Origin of the sequence: Microbacterium sp. Cr-K32, assembly GCF_000708345.1 — a bacterium.
GTDB lineage: Bacteria > Actinomycetota > Actinomycetes > Actinomycetales > Microbacteriaceae > Microbacterium > Microbacterium maritypicum_A.
The window spans coordinates 18356-35056 of sequence record NZ_JARD01000021.1; the positions used below are offsets into that span (position 1 = coordinate 18356).

The 16701-nt window shown below is 69.4% G+C and carries 10 protein-coding genes; 8 read left to right on the plus strand and 2 right to left on the minus strand.

Annotation, left to right across the window (positions count from 1 at the left end; translation table 11 throughout):
* Positions 1–9: 9 nt before the first annotated feature.
* A complete protein-coding gene (locus GZ64_RS0110790) occupies positions 10–1284 on the minus strand; it encodes a TetR/AcrR family transcriptional regulator (RefSeq protein WP_029266508.1) in 1275 nt (424 codons plus the stop codon).
* Between the two features lie 133 nt (positions 1285–1417).
* Between GZ64_RS0110790 and GZ64_RS0110795 the strand changes: the two genes are divergently transcribed.
* From GZ64_RS0110795 to GZ64_RS0110825, 6 genes are all read left to right on the plus strand, one after another.
* Positions 1418–2716 (plus strand): MFS transporter, encoded by a 1299-nt coding sequence (locus tag GZ64_RS0110795; RefSeq protein WP_029266509.1) that lies wholly within the window; start codon positions 1418–1420, stop codon positions 2714–2716.
* 2 nt (positions 2717–2718) lie between these two features.
* Positions 2719–4473, plus strand: coding sequence for a glycoside hydrolase family 3 protein (locus GZ64_RS0110800; RefSeq protein WP_029266510.1), 1755 nt, complete (start codon positions 2719–2721; stop codon positions 4471–4473).
* 273 nt (positions 4474–4746) lie between these two features.
* Positions 4747–9948 carry a choice-of-anchor G family protein gene (locus tag GZ64_RS19475; RefSeq protein ID WP_051667978.1) on the plus strand — a complete coding sequence of 1734 codons (5202 nt, stop codon included), beginning with the start codon at positions 4747–4749 and terminating at the stop codon, positions 9946–9948.
* 78 nt (positions 9949–10026) lie between these two features.
* On the plus strand, positions 10027–10845 hold the full coding sequence (locus tag GZ64_RS0110815) for a DUF5819 family protein (protein ID WP_029266511.1): 819 nt from the start codon (positions 10027–10029) through the stop codon (positions 10843–10845).
* The gene (locus GZ64_RS0110820) at positions 10842–12101 is read left to right on the plus strand and encodes an HTTM domain-containing protein (RefSeq protein ID WP_029266512.1); all 1260 of its coding nucleotides are present in this window, start codon (positions 10842–10844) and stop codon (positions 12099–12101) included. Before GZ64_RS0110815 ends, GZ64_RS0110820 begins: the two co-directional genes overlap by 4 nt.
* Before the next feature lie 120 nt (positions 12102–12221).
* Positions 12222–14288 (plus strand): acyl-CoA dehydrogenase family protein, encoded by a 2067-nt coding sequence (locus tag GZ64_RS0110825; protein WP_029266513.1) that lies wholly within the window; start codon positions 12222–12224, stop codon positions 14286–14288.
* Between the two features lie 78 nt (positions 14289–14366).
* Here the strand turns inward: GZ64_RS0110825 and GZ64_RS0110830 are convergent, their stop codons facing one another.
* Positions 14367–14813 (minus strand): hypothetical protein, encoded by a 447-nt coding sequence (locus tag GZ64_RS0110830; RefSeq protein WP_029266514.1) that lies wholly within the window; start codon positions 14811–14813, stop codon positions 14367–14369.
* 124 nt (positions 14814–14937) lie between these two features.
* Here GZ64_RS0110830 and GZ64_RS0110835 point away from each other — a divergent pair, with 124 nt between their 5' ends.
* Both GZ64_RS0110835 and GZ64_RS0110840 read left to right on the plus strand, forming a co-directional pair.
* The gene (locus GZ64_RS0110835; protein ID WP_029266516.1) at positions 14938–15981 is read left to right on the plus strand and encodes an NAD(P)-dependent alcohol dehydrogenase; all 1044 of its coding nucleotides are present in this window, start codon (positions 14938–14940) and stop codon (positions 15979–15981) included.
* 34 nt (positions 15982–16015) lie between these two features.
* Complete coding sequence (locus GZ64_RS0110840) at positions 16016–16585, plus strand: DNA-3-methyladenine glycosylase I (RefSeq protein ID WP_029266518.1); 570 nt, start codon at positions 16016–16018, stop codon at positions 16583–16585.
* The last annotated feature ends 116 nt before the right edge of the window (positions 16586–16701 follow it).

The following is a 16701-nucleotide window of genomic DNA, read 5'->3' on the forward strand; positions in this document are numbered from 1 at the left end:
CGCGCGGGCTCAGCGCGGAGACAGCACGTCGTCGAGATGTGCGCGCAGGTGGGTGGCGATGTCGAGCCGCTCCCTGTCGTACAGCCACTGGTACTGCAGTCCGTCCCACATCGCGATGAGCCAGGTGGCCTCGTGCGCCGGGTCGCGGTGCGCCGGTAGGTCGCCGTCGACCTGGGCGAGCCGGAAGAGCTCGGTGAAGTAGTCGAGGGCGTTCGCGAACCGCATCGCGAAGTAGTCATGCGCGGGGTGGGTGGCGGGCACGGCCTCGCACGACAACACCGCATACACCTCGATCAGACCGGGTTCCTCCTGCGCGCTGAGCGCGGCACCGTCGGGAATGCCGCGCAGCAGCTCGCTCGCTGACGCGGCGCCGGCGAACCCCTGGTTCTGGTTGATGGCGCTGTCGCGTTCGGTCAGGACGGCGCTGAGCAGCAGTTCCTTCGACGGGTAGTGGTGCAGCAGCGTCGACTTCGACACCCCGACCGCGGTCGCGATGTCCTGCAAGCTGGTGTCGCCGTAGCCGTCGCGGGCGAACAGGCGGGTCGCATCGGCGAGGATCTGCGCGCGACGACGACGGCCGACCGCATAGCCGGGATCGACGTCGGCTGCAGCGGTCGTGCGCAGTGCGGGCAGGGGCCCCGCCGGGTCAGAGGTGTCCGACGAGGGCTCGTCGTCGGGGTTCCGCCACCCGAGCGGCAGTGCCCAGAGGTTCTCCCGCTCCTCGAGCATCTCCACCACGTCGACCCGATCAGGCAGATACTGCGACAGCAGCTGCAGCCCGTCCCATCCGGCGGTGTGTCGAACCGTCTCCCCGTCGACATCGCGATCGGCTGCGATGACGCCGTGGTGCTTCGCGTCTTCCAGGACGTCGACGCTCAGAGAGCGGAGACGGCAGTACCGGGCGCGCATCCGCTCGTGCGCAGGGTGTCCGGGAGCAGAGGCTTCGCCCGTGAGCGCGGCGAACAGCTCGAGGTAGCCCGCGGTGCGCGCGTTCCGCTCGGCGATGCCGGCGAAGACCAGCTCGCCCGGCTCGGAGGCGGCCGAGATCGCGCTGAACACGGTCTCGTTCTCGGCTTCGAGCTCGGCGACCACTTCGCCGAGCAGGTCGTCCTTCGAGGCGAAATGGCCGAGGAGCCCGGGATGGCTGACGGAGGCCGCAGTCGCGATATCGCGCAGAGACGTCGACCGGTAGCCGCGGGTGACGAACAGGTCATGTGCGGCGGTCAGGATGCGCTGGCGCGTGGCGGCAGCGCGCGCGTGCCGGGAGCCGGTCGTCGTCGTCATCGCATCCTCCTTCCACATCCTATCCTCGCTCATTACCAATCGGTCTGGTTTCAGTTACCAGATGGTCGAGATTGGTGTATCGTCATCCCAGACCGCATCGCCCGAAGACGTGCGGTGAATCGAAAGGACTGTCATGACAGAGCTGTCATCCGCCGCCACGGCGGCCGCGGTCGGCACCACCGGGTTCAAGGCCCCCGGAACCACGCCGCCGAAGACCCCGCGCGGCTACACGCCGGGCCTCGCCGCCGTGAACTTCGGCGTCTACCTCGCCCTGCTCACCCCGGTCATGGTGTCGATGGCATTCAAGATCCAGCACATCGACCCCGTGAACACCGAGGGCAGCCTCGGACTCGTGATGGGCGTGGGCGCGATCTTCGCCTTGATCGCGAACCCCCTCGTCGGTCGACTCTCCGACCGCACCACCTCGCGCTGGGGCATGCGTCGTCCGTGGATCCTCGGCGGCGCGATCGTCGGGCTCGGCGGCTTCCTCCTCATCGGCTCGGCGACCTCCGTGTGGATGGTCCTGCTCGCCTGGTGCCTCGTGCAGACCGCGATGAACGCCGTGCTGGCCGCGGCCAACGCCACGCTGCCCGATCAGGTGCCGGTCACCAGCCGAGGCAAGGTCTCCGGCATCATCGGCATCACGACCCCGATCGGCATCCTCGCCGGCAGCTTCCTCGTGAACTTCCTCCCCGGCGACTTCGAGCGCTTCGTCGTCCCCGGCGTGATCGCCCTGATCCTCGTGATCGTGTTCGTCGTGACCCTCAAGGACCGTCGCCTCACCGAGAAGCCGGCCGAGAAGTTCACGGTCGGCATGTTCTTCGGCTCGTTCGTGTTCAACCCCCGCACGCACCCCGACTTCGGCTGGACCTGGCTCACCAAGTTCTTCGTGATGTTCGGCTACGCCGGTATCGCCACCTTCCTGCCGCTCTACCTCGTCACCAAGTTCGGTCTCGACGAGCAGGGCGCGGTCGGCATCATCCTGGCCGCCAACCTCGCCTCGATGGCGGCGATGGCGATCTCGTCGCCGCTGGGCGGATTCCTCTCCGACAAGATCGGCAAGCGTCGACCGTTCGTCGCGATCGCCGGCGTGATCATGGTGGTGGGCCTCGTCATCCTCGCCGTCGCTCCCGACGTCACGACCGTCATCATCGCGCAGGCGATCATCGGTCTGGGCGCCGGGTCCTTCCTCTCGGTCGACCTGGCCCTCGCGACCGAGGTGCTGCCCAACCCCGACGACGTGGCCAAGGACCTCGGTGTGCTGAACATCGCCAACGCCCTGCCGCAGTCGATCGCCCCGGCCATCGCCCCCGGCATCATCGCCATCGGCGCAGCCACACCGCTCGGCGGCTACACCACCTGGTACCTGTTCGGCGCGGTCGTCGCGCTGGCCGGCGCCGTTCTCGTCTACCGCATCAAGGGAGTCAAGTGACCATGACCGAGACCATCACCGCACGCCCGTGGCTCGACACCGACCTCCCCGTCGACGAGCGGGTGCAGCTGCTGCTCGACGCCATGACGATCGAGGAGAAGGCGGGACTCTTCTTCCACACCATGATCGCCATCGGCGACCTCGAAGAACCGAACCCGGTCTTCGCGACCCCATCGGCCCGCGAATTCCTCGAGACCAAGCGGATGACGCACTTCAACCTGCTCGGCGCCGCGCCCACCGGCCGCGAGATCGCCGCATGGCAGAATGCGCTGCAGCGGCTGGCGGCATCCACGCGCCTCGGCATCCCGGTGACGCTGTCCACCGACCCGCGGCACTCGTTCAGCGAGAACCCTGGTGCATCGATCCTCGCCGGCCCCTTCTCGCAATGGCCCGAGACCCTCGGCCTCGCCGCCACCCGTGACGAGGCGCTCGTCGAGCGCTTCGCCGACATCGCCCGACAGGAGTACACGGCGGTCGGGCTGCGGGTCGCGCTGCACCCGCAGGTCGACCTCGCGACCGAGCCGCGGTGGGCGCGGCAGACGGCGACCTTCGGCGAAGACGCGGAACTGTCGGGAAAGCTCGGCGCCGCCTACATCCGCGGGTTCCAGGGGGAGTCCTTCGGGCCCGGATCGGTGTCGACCATGACGAAGCACTTCCCCGGAGGCGGTCCGCAGAAGGACGGCGAGGACCCGCACTTCCCCTACGGCCGTGAGCAGGTTTATCCTGGCGGCGAGTTCGAGCTTCACCTGAAGCCGTTCGAAGACGCGCTCGCTGCGGGGACGCGGCAGATGATGCCGTACTACGGGATGCCCGTCGGCACGGAGTACGAGGAGGTGGGATTCGGGTTCAACAAGTCCGTGATCACCGGCCTGCTGCGTGAGCGCTACGGCTTCGACGGTCTCGTGTGCACCGACTGGGGCCTGATCAGCGACTCCGAGATCTTCGGTCAGCCCTTCCCCGCACGTGCCTGGGGCGTGGAGGATCTCACGCCGCGCGAGCGCATGAAGAAGGTGCTGGAGGCCGGAGCCGACCAGTTCGGCGGCGAAGCGAACCCGGAGCTGCTGCTCGAGCTCATCGCCGACGGTGAGGTGACCGAGGAGCGACTCGACGTCTCGGCTCGCCGCATCCTGCGCGAGAAGTTCGAGCTCGGGCTGTTCGAGAACCCGTACGTCGACGAGGACGCGGCCGACGAGATCGTCGGGCGAGCCGATTTCCGAGCCGCGGGGGAGGCCGCCCAGCGCGCCTCGATCACGGTGCTCATGAACGACGGTGCCCTGCCGTTGGCCCCCGGCCGCAAGCTCTACGTCGAGGGCGTCGACGCGACGGTCGCTGCATCGTTCGGGGAGATCGTCACGACGCCGGAGGAAGCCGACCTGGCCGTCATCCGCCTGCAGGCTCCGTTCGAAGAGCGCGAGACGATGTTCGAGAACTTCTTCCACGCGGGCTCTCTCGCGTTCTCGGACGATGTGGTCGCGCACGTCCGCGCGGTCGCCGCCGTCGTGCCGACCGTCGTCGACGTGCTCGCGGATCGTCCGCCGATCCTCACCCCGATCGTCGAGGCCGCGGCCGCGGTGACCGTGAACTGGGGGGCCTCGAGCGCCGCGCTCCTCGACGTGCTCAGCGCCGCGTTCCCCGCCCAGGGCAGGCTGCCGTTCGACCTGCCGCGGTCGATGGACGCTGTCGAAGCCTCCCGTCCCGATGTGCCGTTCGACACCGCCTATCCGCTGTTCCGGTTCGGTCACGGGCTCTCGCTCTAGTCCGGTCGCACCGTCCGGAAGACCGCCCCGCAAGCTTCGGCATGCGGGGCGGTTCGGCGTCCCGGCATCCTCTCGCCGGGAGCATCCCGTCGCTGCACGGTCCCCGCGTTTCGGAATGTCTCGCGCGAAGACGTTCACCGGACGATTTCTGGACGAATGCTGGACTTCTCATTCGGGATCCCGTAAGAATGAGCGCAACATCGCTCGGCCGACAGAAGTCGACCCGTGGGGGGGCCATGTGACGCGGAAGATCGCATCACACGGGAGTAGCGAATGGAATTGCAGGAGAGGACTCTGCGGCGACGCAGAGCGGTAGGAGGAGGCATCGCCGGCGTCACCGTCGGCGCGGTGATCCTCGCGAGTGCACTGGTGCCGACGGCGGCGAATGCGCTGGACGCGGCGAATCCGAATGATCCGTCTGTCGCGCAGGGGCAGATCATCCAGCTGCCCGCCGCCCTGCTCGGCGGCCTCGACATCGCGGCGCTCGGACACACGCTGACGAGCAACCCGGCGGCCCCCGGCTCTGAGCTCGGCGGGCTGGACGTCGGGCTGCTGGAGGCGCTGAACATCGACGTGGGCACGCTGAACGTGCCGCTCCTGACCGACGGCACCCCCGGGACGCCCGGTCTGCTGCGACTCGGCGATCTGGGCGCAGCGCAGAGCTTCAGCTCGTCGCCGACCCAGACGCAGTCGATCGCCTCATCCGGGACCATCACCTCGGGTGGCGCCATCGACACCGGTGCCATCGACGGCAGCGTGAACCCCGGCACCCTCGAACTCACCGATCTGTTCGACCAACTCGCCGTCGCCGGACTCACCGACGCGGTGCTCGACCAGGCGTCGGTCGGCATCGGCGCACTCGCATCGCGTGCCGAATCCAACGCCGGAACGGTCACCTCCCAGTACCGCATCGCCGACCTGAACCTCGATCTGCACAGCAACCTGGTCGCCGGGCTCTCGGGCACACTCGCCTCCGCGATCCAGGGCACCGTCACCCCCGTGAGCGATCTCGCCGGCCCCGGCGGAGCGCTGACCGCACTCACCACGACCATCGTCAACACGATCAATGCGATTCCCGACGTGCCGCTCGTCGCGGCGTTCACCGCGACCGGAGGAACGGTCGCGATCGCCGGACTCGACACCGTCGGACAGACCGTGACCACGCAGGTGCTGCAGACACCGGTGGAGAACACGACGGGCTCGGTGCGGGTCGATCTGAACACCGGGACGGTGTCCGTCGATCTCGCCAAGATCCTCGTCGAGACCGGGGCGGGGGCCGACCTCAACTCCCTGCCGGCGAACACCCCGTTGCTGTCGGCCACGACGATCTCCGCGATCCAGCAGGGCATCACCTCCGCCCTCACCGGTACCCACCCGAACAGCTTGAACGGCAAGGTCTCCACCATCCTGAAGTCGACGTTGGACGCGCTCCAGGTGACGCTGACCGTCGGGGTCGATCTCACGGTGCCGCTCACCGGAACGCCACTGGTGTCGGGGGATGTGACGGTCAAGGGCTCGCTGGCGCAGTTCGCCGGCACCGCGACGCCGGTTCCCGTGGTCGCGACCGACATCAGCCTCGCCGGTCTCAACATCGGCGTCCTCTTGAACCCGGTGGTCGCTGCCGTCACGAATGCGGTCGCCACCACGACGGGTCCGCTCGTGAACACCGCGCTGAACAGCGTGATCCCGCTCGTGCAGCCCGCGCTCGCCGCGATCACCGGACCGGTGCTCTCGACGCTCGATCCCGTTCTGCAGGGCGTGCTGTCGCAGGTCGCGACCATCACCATCAACGAGCAGCCGGCGACAGGAGACATCCCCGGAGGGAGCTTCACCGTGCGCGCGCTCGGCGTGAATCTCCTCCCCGCCGTCGGTGGTGGAGTCTCGCTCGACCTCGGATCGTCGACGGTGAAGGCCGCGGCGGCGGCCGTCCCCGCGATCGACGCGGCCGCCACGGTCCAGGCGGGAACCGACCTCCCTGTGACGGGCTCGGGATGGCCTGCGAACACGCAGGTCACCATCCAGGTGACCACCGCCGGCGGCGGCATCGTCAACGACCCGTTGCCGGTCACGACCGATGCCAACGGCGCCTTCACCTTCGCGTACGGGATTCCGGTGGCGACGCCGCCGGGCACCGGCTACATCGTGACGGCGACCGACGGCACCAGCACGGCGACGGACACCACCGAGGTCACTGCTGCGGCAGCCATCGACGCGGCACCCGCGGTGCAGGCGGGCACGAATCTCGGTGTCTCGGGAACCAACTGGCCCGCGAACACCCAGGTGTCGGTGCAGCTGCGGGCTCCCGGCGGCGGTGCGAACATCGGTGGTCCCGAACTCGTGACCACCGACGGCTCCGGCACGTTCACGCTGGCCTATCCCGTCCCGGCGGGAACGCCGGCGGCGACCGGATACGAGGTCACGGCATCGGTCGGCACCCAGACGGCGACCGACACCACCGAGGTGACGGCTGCGCCGGTCGCGTCGATCGACGCAGCCGCGACCGTCCAGGCGGGCACGAGCCTTCCCATCACCGGCACGAACTGGCCCGCGAACACGCAGGTGTCGGTGCAGCTGACGGCTCCCGGCGGGGGCGCGAACGTCGGCGGGCCGGTCACGGCGACCTCCAACGCATCCGGCGAGATCACGCTCGACTACCCGGTTCCCGCGTCTGCGGCGCCGGGCGCGGCGTACACCGTGACCGGGACGGCAGGAGCGGTCACCGCGATCGACACCACCGAGGTGACGGCGGCGGCGACCGTCGATGCGGCGGCGACCGTGCAGGCAGGGACGTCGCTTCCGGTCACCGGAGCGAACTGGCCGGCGAACACGCAGGTGTCGGTGCAGTTGACGGCTCCCGGCGGCGGGAACGTCGGCGGTCCGGAGACGGTGACGACGGATGTGTCCGGCGGCTTCACGCTGGACTATCCGGTGCCGGCCTCTGCGACTCCCGGAGCGGGCTACACCGTGACGGCGACCGTCGGCACCCAGACCGCGACCGACACGACCGAGGTCACGGCCGCGGCGGCCGTCGACGCAGCGGCGACGGTTCAGGCAGGAACGTCGCTTCCGGTCACGGGGACGAATTGGCCGGCGAACACGCAGGTGTCGGTGCAGCTGACCGCTCCCGGCGGTGGTGCGAACGTCGGCGGTCCGGAGACGGTGACCACCGACGGCACGGGCGGCTTCACGCTCGACTACCCGGTGCCGGCCTCTGCGACTCCCGGCGCGGGCTATACCGTGACGGCGACCGTCGGCACCCAGACCGCGACCGACACCACCGAGGTGACGGCGGCGGCCGCGATCGACGCGGCGGCGACCGTGCAGGCCGGCAGCGATCTGCCTGTCACCGGGACGAACTGGCCGGCCGACACCGAGGTGTCGGTGCAGCTGACCGCTCCCGGCGGTGCGGCCATTGGCACGCCTCGAACCGCCACGACCGGTGCTCTCGGCGGCTTCGCACTCGACTACCCGGTTCCGGCCGGCACACCCGCAGGGACCGGCTACACGGTCACGGCTTCGGTGGGCGCGCAGACGGCGACCGACACGACAGAGGTCACAGCGGCTCCGGTCGTGGTGGATGCGGCGGCGCAGGTCCCCGCGGGCACGAACCTGGCCGTCACCGGTTCCGGGTGGCCGGTGAGCTCCTCGGTGTCGTTGCAGCTGACGGCTCCGGGCGGCGGCGCCGACGTCGGCGGTCCGGTGACCGCGACCACGGATGCCTCCGGTGCCTTCACGGCGAGTTATCCGGTTCCGGCCGGCACCACGCCGGGAACGGGCTACACGCTCACGGCGACCGCGGGTGCTGTCACCGGATCGGACACCACCGAGGTGACTGCGGGCGATCCGGGCGACGTCAACACGAACGCGGCAGCCTCGGCGTCCGCCTCGGCTGACGCGACGGCAGACGGCGACCCGTCGGCTCAGGCAGCTGCGGAAGCCGCTGCCCTCGCGGATGCCACCTCGGCCGCCTCGGCGGCAGCGACGGCTGATGCCACGTCGGCGGCTCAGGCCGCGGCGACGACCGATGCCTCGACCACCGCGACCACGGATGTGACCTCCGCGGCCAACGCCTCGGCGGCCGTCGCGGCGCAGGCGGCCGCGCAAGCGGACGCGTCGGACGACGCGAACGCCGCGGCATCGACGGCGGCGGAGTCGAACTCCTCGGCCTCGTCGGAATCGGCAGCGACCACGGATTCGTCCACGGACGCATCGTCTGAGGCTTCGGCGAACACGAACGCGACAGCCTCGGCATCCGCTTCGGCGAACGCCGACGCCACCACCGCCGCGGTCGCCGAAGCGTCCGCGCAGGCCGCGGCCTTCGCCGACGCCACGGCGGAGGGATCGGCTGCGGCCGACCCGGCGGCGGAAGCGGCATCGGAGGCAGCGGCGACCGCGACCTCGTCCACGGCGGCGACGGCGGATGCCACCTCGGAGGCGAACGCCGGCGCGGCGATCGCCGCCCAGGCGGCAGCGCTGGCCGACGCCACGACGAACACCGCGGCCGACACATCGGCCACGTCGGATGCGAGTACGAGCGCGGCGTCGAACGCGAGCGCGGCAGCCATCGCGAACGCATCGACCGATGCGTCTTCGGATGCGGTCGCCTCGGCGGACGCATCGGCGGAGATCAACACCAACGCCTCCGCGTCGGCGTCGGCCTCTGCGCAGGCCGACGACGACAGCAACGCCTCGGCGGAAGCAGCGGCAGTGGCTGCGGCACTCGCAGACGCGACCAGCCAGGCATCCGCTGCGGCGGACGTGTCGGCCAACGCCGCGGCCCAGGCGGCGGCGACCACCGATGCCTCCACGGATGCCTCGACCACGGCCACCACAGCGGCGAATGCCTCTGCGGCGGCAGCGGCTCAGGCGGCAGCGCAGAACGACGCGACCTCCACCAGTGCGGCGGATGCCTCGGCTTCGGCCGATGCGGATCCGAACGCCTCGGCGGCAGCGGCGGCGAACGCCTCGTCGTCGGCCACGGCATCGGCATCGGCTGCAGCTGACGCCTCGGCCGAAGCCACGGCTGCGGCATCCGCCGATGCCACCGCCAGCGCCTCGGCGGACGCGGCGGCCGACCCGACCGGGAACATCGCCATCGCGCTCAAGTCCCCGGTGCTGGAGCGTGGCAAGCAACAGACCGCGGTCGGCACGGGCTTCAGGCCCGGCGAGACGGTGACGGGTGTCATGACCTCCGCCCCCGTGGCGCTGGGAACCCAGGTCGCGAACGCGCAGGGCACGGTCACCTTCACCTGGACCGTTCCCACCGACACCGATCTCGGAACCCACACCGTGACGCTGACCGGAGCGACGTCCGGCAGCGTATCGGCCTCGTTCCAGGTGGTGGCGTCGGGTCTGGCCACGACAGGCGGACAGGTCCAGGGCGGATGGATCGCTCTGGCCGCACTGCTCCTCATGCTCGGCCTGGGGGCGATGAGACTCGCGAGATCCCGACGGCCCCAGGTGCAGACGGAGTGATCGCGATGCAGGAACGCTGAGTGGTCGGGACCGTTTCCCCACGGCGGTCCCGACCCTCGGCGGTACGGAGGGAAGTGAATGAGCACGAAACTCGAGTCCTCACCGGAGACCGACGTGTCCGCGTCGGGTGACACGGCCGTGGTGCGTCCGCGTCCGACCTGGTGGGTGAAGCTCATCGCCTTCGCCGCCTGCCTCCTGACGTTGTGGCATATCGGGGCGTCCTTCCTGTGGATCGCGCCGTACTCCGCCCTGCGGGAGATCCCCACGCAGGAGGTGCTGGCCGGGTACATGCTGCCGATGTTCGGACAGTCCTGGAGCGTCTTCGCGCCGGAGCCGATCAACGGCGACTACCACTTCAACGTCCGTGCCGTCATCGAGAAGGACGGCGAGCAGGTCGAGACCGGCTGGGTCAGCGCCACCGACGTCGAGCTGTCGATGATCCGCTACAACCTCTTCCCGCCCCGCGCCGGTATCCAGTCCAGCGAGGTGGCGAGTGGACAGATGAACGCCTACAACAAGCTGAACGCCGATCAGCAGGCCGTGGTCGGTCTTGACTTCGCGAAGGACGACGGGGAGGAGTGGATGGTGCGCTCGTTCGAGAAGCTCGAGGGCGACAACCCGTCGACGGAGGCGTACATGGTCGAAGAGCACCTCTCCACCGCGTACGCGACCCAGGTGGCCTATGCGATCTGGGGTGCGGATGCCGTGGTCAAAGTGCAGTACCGCGTGAGTCGTCAGAACGTGGTCCCGTACGAGGATCGCAACGATCCGAGCGCACAGCGGCCCGATCCGACGTTCTCGACCACCGGATGGAGACTTCCCATAGAAGAGGAAGGGCAGAGCCGTGAGAACTTCGCGGACACCTTCCGCGCCCAGTTCGAGAGGATCCAGCCGTGAGCGCGCCGACGAGGACCGCGCCGCGGAAGCCCGGCGCGAAGCAGGACGTGACGAAGAAGGAAGCCCTGCCCCGGAGCACGACGACCGCGCCGGCGCCGGTGTCCACGCCTCCCGTCCCTCCTCGTGAACCCGCGCCCGCTCCTGCGAGCACTGTGCCCCCGCGGTCGTTCCTCACTCGGCTGCTGACGTTCGCCTCGTCGATGATCGGCGGGCTCTGGGCGATGGTGCTCTCGGCGATCGACCGCATCTCTGCTTTCGTCGGCGACTGGCTCTTCAACGGCAAGAAGGGACTCTACGGGCTCGCGGTCACACGCATCCTCTTCGGCGTCACCGCCATCGGCCTGCTGGCCTCGAACTTCAGCACCCGCCTCTACACGTTCGGATCCGGATCGGCCTGGAACGGCGAGCTCGCCGAGCCGGTGAGCGAGTTCCCGAAGATCTGGGTGTTCAGCGCCTTCCATGCCGCGATGGGCAACGACGCGCTGTACACGGCGCTCTACCTCCTCCTCGGGGTGCTCGCGGTGCTGTTCGTCCTGGGCTGGCGGTTCCGGATCGTGCTCCCGATCTTCTTCTGCCTCTGGGTGGGCTTCATCGAGGCCAACGACATGGTCGGCGATCAGGGCGACAACATGTTCCGCATCGCCCTGCTGCTGCTGTTCTTCGCCGACCCCGCGGCCCGGTGGTCGCTGGACGCGAGGCGTCGGGCGAAGTCGGGGGAGTGGTTCGCCCCGAACAGCCAGCCGGCGCTGCTGGGAACCATGTTCCACAACCTCGCCCTCGTCGCCCTCACCGCGCAGGTGTGCTTCGTGTACGCCTCGGGGGCGCTGTACAAGGCCGGGGGTGCCCCGTGGGAAGAGGGGTACGCGATCTACAACCCGCTGCAGACGGCACGGTTCGGTACCTGGCCGGTGCTCAGCGACCTCGTCACCGCCTGGGGGCCGATGGTCACGATCGCGAGCTGGGGGTCGATCATCCTGCAGGTCGCCTTCCCCCTCATGCTGTTGACTCGTCCGACGCGGCTGATCGGCTTGCTCGGCATCCTCTCCTTCCACATCGGCATCGCGGTGCTCATGGGACTGCCGTGGTTCTCGCTCACGATGATCGCGATCGATGCGATCTTCATCCGTGACCGGACCTGGGGGCGGTTGAGTGCGGGGACGAGACGGCGCTGGCGGGAGGCCGGGGTCGAGCGGCAGCCGACGACGCCGCGAACGGTGAGCCCCGACGCGGAGGCGCCGGCGCGGACTGTGGTCTGACGACAACGCGGCGGGGAGATGTGCCCGCCGGGTGTTGGAGGAAGTGGACAGAGCACTTCGCCCGTGGTTGTGGCAGACCTACCATGGCAGTATTCCCACTTCCCTCTGAGAGGAACGCTCATGGTCGACGCCGCCGTCCGTCCGAAGACGACTCGCCCCTCCACCGACACCGCGGATGCGCACCTGCGCCTGGATGTCGCCCGCGTCAACGACGCCCTGATGGGCACGTGGGGTGACGTGCGCCGCCAGGCCCGCGAGATGATCAAGGACTCGGCGTTCTGGCGCAAGGACGAGCTCGGCAAGGACGAGCACCGCGAGCGCGTGCTCAGCCAGCTGCACCTGCTGGTCGAGAACAAGGCCGTGCACCGCGCGTTCCCCAAGTCGCTCGGCGGCGAGGAGAACAACGGCGCCAACATCGCCGGCTTCGAGGAGCTCGTGGTGGCCGACCCCAGCCTGCAGATCAAGTCGGGCGTGCAGTGGGGGCTCTTCGGCTCGGCGATCCTGCAGCTCGGCACCGAGTCGCACCACGCGAAGTGGCTCCCCGGGGTGATGGACCTCTCCATCCCCGGCGCCTTCGCGATGACCGAGATCGGTCACGGTTCCGACGTCGCGGCGGTCGGAACGACCGCGACCTACGACCCCGAGACGGAGGAGTTCGTCATCAACACCCCGTTCCGCGGGGCGACGAAGGAGTACCTCGGGAACGCGGCCCTGCACGGGGTCGCGGCGACCGTGTTCGCGCAGCTGATCACGAACGGCGTGAACCACGGCGTGCACTGTTTCTACGTGCCCCTGCGCGGCGACGACGGCGTCGATCTTCCCGGCATCGGCCGCGAGGACGACGGCCTCAAGGGCGGACTCAACGGCATCGACAACGGGCGCCTCTCGTTCGACCACGTGCGCATCCCGCGCACCAACCTCCTCAACCGCTACGGCGATGTCGCGGCCGACGGCACGTACTCCAGCGCGATCGACAGCCCCGGCCGCCGCTTCTTCACCATGCTCGGCACCCTCGTGCAGGGGCGCGTGTCGCTCGACGGCGCGGCGTCCTGGGCCTCGGCTCTCGGCCTGCACATCGCGATCACCTATGCCACCCAGCGCCGCCAGTTCGATGGCGCGGACGGGCAGGAGGTCGTGCTGATGGACTACGGCAAGCACCAGCGCCGTCTGCTCCCGCGCCTGGCGACGACGTACGCGCAGATCTTCGCGCACGACGAGTTCCTGCAGAAGTTCGATGGCGTCTTCTCCGGTCGCACCGACACCCCGGCCGACCGCGAAGACCTCGAGACGCTGGCTGCGGCTCTCAAGCCGCTGTCGACGTGGCATGCGCTCGACACGCTGCAGGAGGCTCGTGAGGCCACCGGCGGCGCCGGGTTCATGTTCGAGAACCGTCTGGTGGGTCTGCGCGCCGACCTCGATATCTACGTGACGTTCGAGGGCGACAACAACGTGCTGCTGCAGCTCGTCGGCAAGCGTCTGCTCACCGACTACGCCAAGCAGTTCCAGGGCAAGGATGCGGCGGCGCTCGCGAAGTTCGCTGTCGGGATGACGGCGGGCAAACTGTTCCACGGCGCCGGCCTGCGTCAGCTCGGTCAGGCCGTCTCCGACTTCGGACAGGTGAGCCGCTCGGTCGAACGGGGCCTGCGCGAGGAGCAGCAGCACGACCTGCTCGCGGGCCGTGTGCAGCAGATGGTGGCCGACATCGCCTCGCGTCTGCGCCCCGGCGCGAAGGACAAGGCACTCGGTGCCCGCCTGTTCAACGAGAACCAGGCAGAGCTCATCGAGGCGGCCCGCGCGCACGGCGAACTGCTGCAGTGGGAGGCGTTCACCGACGCCGTGCACCAGATCGACGACGAGGACACGAAGAAGGTGCTCACCTGGCTGCGTGACCTGTTCGGTCTGCAGCTCATCGAGAAGCATCTCGCCTGGCACCTCATCAACGGACGCCTGTCGACGCAGCGCGCCGCGGCCGTGTCGAGCTACATCGATCGCCTGTGCACCCGCCTGCGCCCGTATGCGCTCGACCTCGTGAACGCGTTCGGCTACGAGCCCGAGCACGTGCGTGCCCCCATCGCGAGCGGTCTGGAGAAGCAGCGTCAGGATGAGGCCCGTGCGTACTACGCCGACCTCGCGGCGACCGGTCGGGCGCCGATCCAGGAGAAGGCGCTGAAGAAGAAGCAGCGCTGACCCCGCCCGCGGTTCATGGTCCAGGAATCCCGCCCCGTCTTCACGATCGAGGCGGGATTCCTGTGTCGGGTGTCGTTCTCAGGGCGCCGCGGTGAGGTCCACGCCGCGCGCGGCGGCCAGCGCCTGGAGCTTCTCGGCGGCATCGGTCTCGACGCACACGCATGCCTGCAGCCCCACCGCGTCTTCGTCGCGCAGGAGGTAGTAGCTGTCGGTGTCGGTCAGCTGCGCGCCGCCGGCATCGAAGAACAGCCACCGCACCCGGACGAGCACGAGACGGTCGGAGAGATCGCGGCGCTCGCGCAGCTCGAATCCGACGGAGGCCAGCCCCAGTCGCCGGTAGATCGGATAGGACTGCCGCAGACCGTCGATCATGGCGTCGCGGGATTCCAGCACACCAGAGGAGCGGTCGTTCACGATCGTCCCCGGCGTCGACCACAGCCCCGCCGCGGTCTCGGCATCGAACGCGGTGAGGCTGTCCGCGTAGCGGGTGAGGTACTCGGAGATAGTGTCGTCGGTGGTGGTCATGGCGCGAGCCTAGACGCGGCCGAGCGGAGCGCCCCCGGCCTTGACAATCGCCGATCCGCGCGGATGGCCGATTCCCATTCGGGGCTGGGTAGTCTCGGCAGGTACCCGATCCGAGGAGTCCGAGATGTCTGCCGTGAACGCCTATGCCGCACCCCGTGAAGCGGCCCCGCTCGAGAAGACCGTGATCGAACGGCGCGAGCTCGGCCCACTCGACGTGCTGATCGACGTCGCCTTCGCCGGGATCTGCCACTCCGATATCCACACCGTGCGCGGCGACTGGGGTCCGCAGCAGTATCCGCTCGCTCCCGGGCATGAGATCACCGGCACGGTGGCGGCAGTCGGCGCGGACGTCACCCGGCACGCGGTGGGCGACCGCGTCGGCGTCGGATGCCTGGTGAACTCGTGCGGCGAGTGCCGCAACTGCCTGCGCGACGAGGAGCAGTTCTGCACACAGGGGGCCGTGCTCACCTATGGCAGCACCGACCGCGACGGCACCGTCACCCAGGGCGGCTACTCGGAGCAGGTCGTCGTGACCGAGGCCTTCGTCCTGCGCATCCCCGACGCTCTGGCGCTGGATGTCGCCGCGCCCCTGTTGTGCGCCGGCATCACGACCTACTCGCCGCTGCGGCACTGGAACGTCGGACCCGGCACTCGTGTCGCGGTCGTCGGTCTCGGCGGCCTCGGGCACATGGGCGTGCAGATCGCGCACGCGCTCGGCGCCGAAGTGACCGTGCTCTCGCAGACGCTGAGCAAGAAGGACGACGGCCTGCGTCTCGGCGCCGACCACTACCGGGCCACGAGCGACCGCGAGACCTTCCGCGAGCTGCGGTCGTCGTTCGACGTGATCCTCAACACGGTGAGCGCCGTGATCGATCTGCGCTCGTACCTGAGCCTGCTCGACGTCGGCGGAGCCATGGTGTGCGTCGGTGCTCCCGGCGAGCCCCTCGAGGTCGGTGTGATGTCGCTGATCGGCGGACGCCGCTCGCTCGCCGGCAGCAACATCGGCGGCATCCGCGAGACTCAGGAGATGCTCGACTTCTGTGCAGAGCACGGCATCGCCGCCGAGATCGAGACCATCCCCGCCTCCGACATCAACGCGGCCTATGAGCGCGTGCTGGCGTCGGACGTGCGGTACCGGTTCGTGATCGACGCGGCCACGTTCGGTTGAAGGCGGTGTCGGTCACCGCGGCTAGCCTGAGCGAATGACCTCTCTTCTCACGGGCCCCGACGCCCGCGACCGCTGCGCCTGGGTGGGCGACGACGACGAGTACCGCCGCTATCACGACGAGGAGTGGGGCACGCCCCTGCACGGCGATCGTGCGCTGTTCGAGAAGATGGCGCTCGAGGGCTTCCAGGCGGGGCTCTCGTGGATCACGATCCTGCGCAAGCGACCGCGGTTCCGCGAGGTGTTCGCAGGATTCGAGCCCGGGGTCGTCGCGGAGTTCGACGAGTCCGACGTCGAGCGTCTGATGGGCGATGCCGGCATCGTCCGCAACCGCGCGAAGATCGAGGCGACCATCGGCAACGCCCGCATCGTCCGGGGCATGGCCGAGGGCGAGTTCGACGCGCTCATGTGGTCGTTCGCTCCGACGGCCGCGGGCGATCGCCCGGCATCCTTCGCCGACGTCCCGGCGGTCACGCCGGAATCGACCGCGCTGAGCACAGAGCTGCGCCGTCGCGGATTCCGCTTCGTCGGGCCGACCACGATGTACGCGCTGATGCAGTCGGGCGGGATGGTCGACGACCACATCTCGGGGTGCTGGCGAGCCTGACCTCGGCGATGGGCAAATATCCCCATCGAGCAGTATTCCAGGACGCAGTTAGGATGAACGGGTGCTCGGTGGGCCCGTCGGGACTGCACAGGAGCAATCGAAGAGTGTCACCCTGG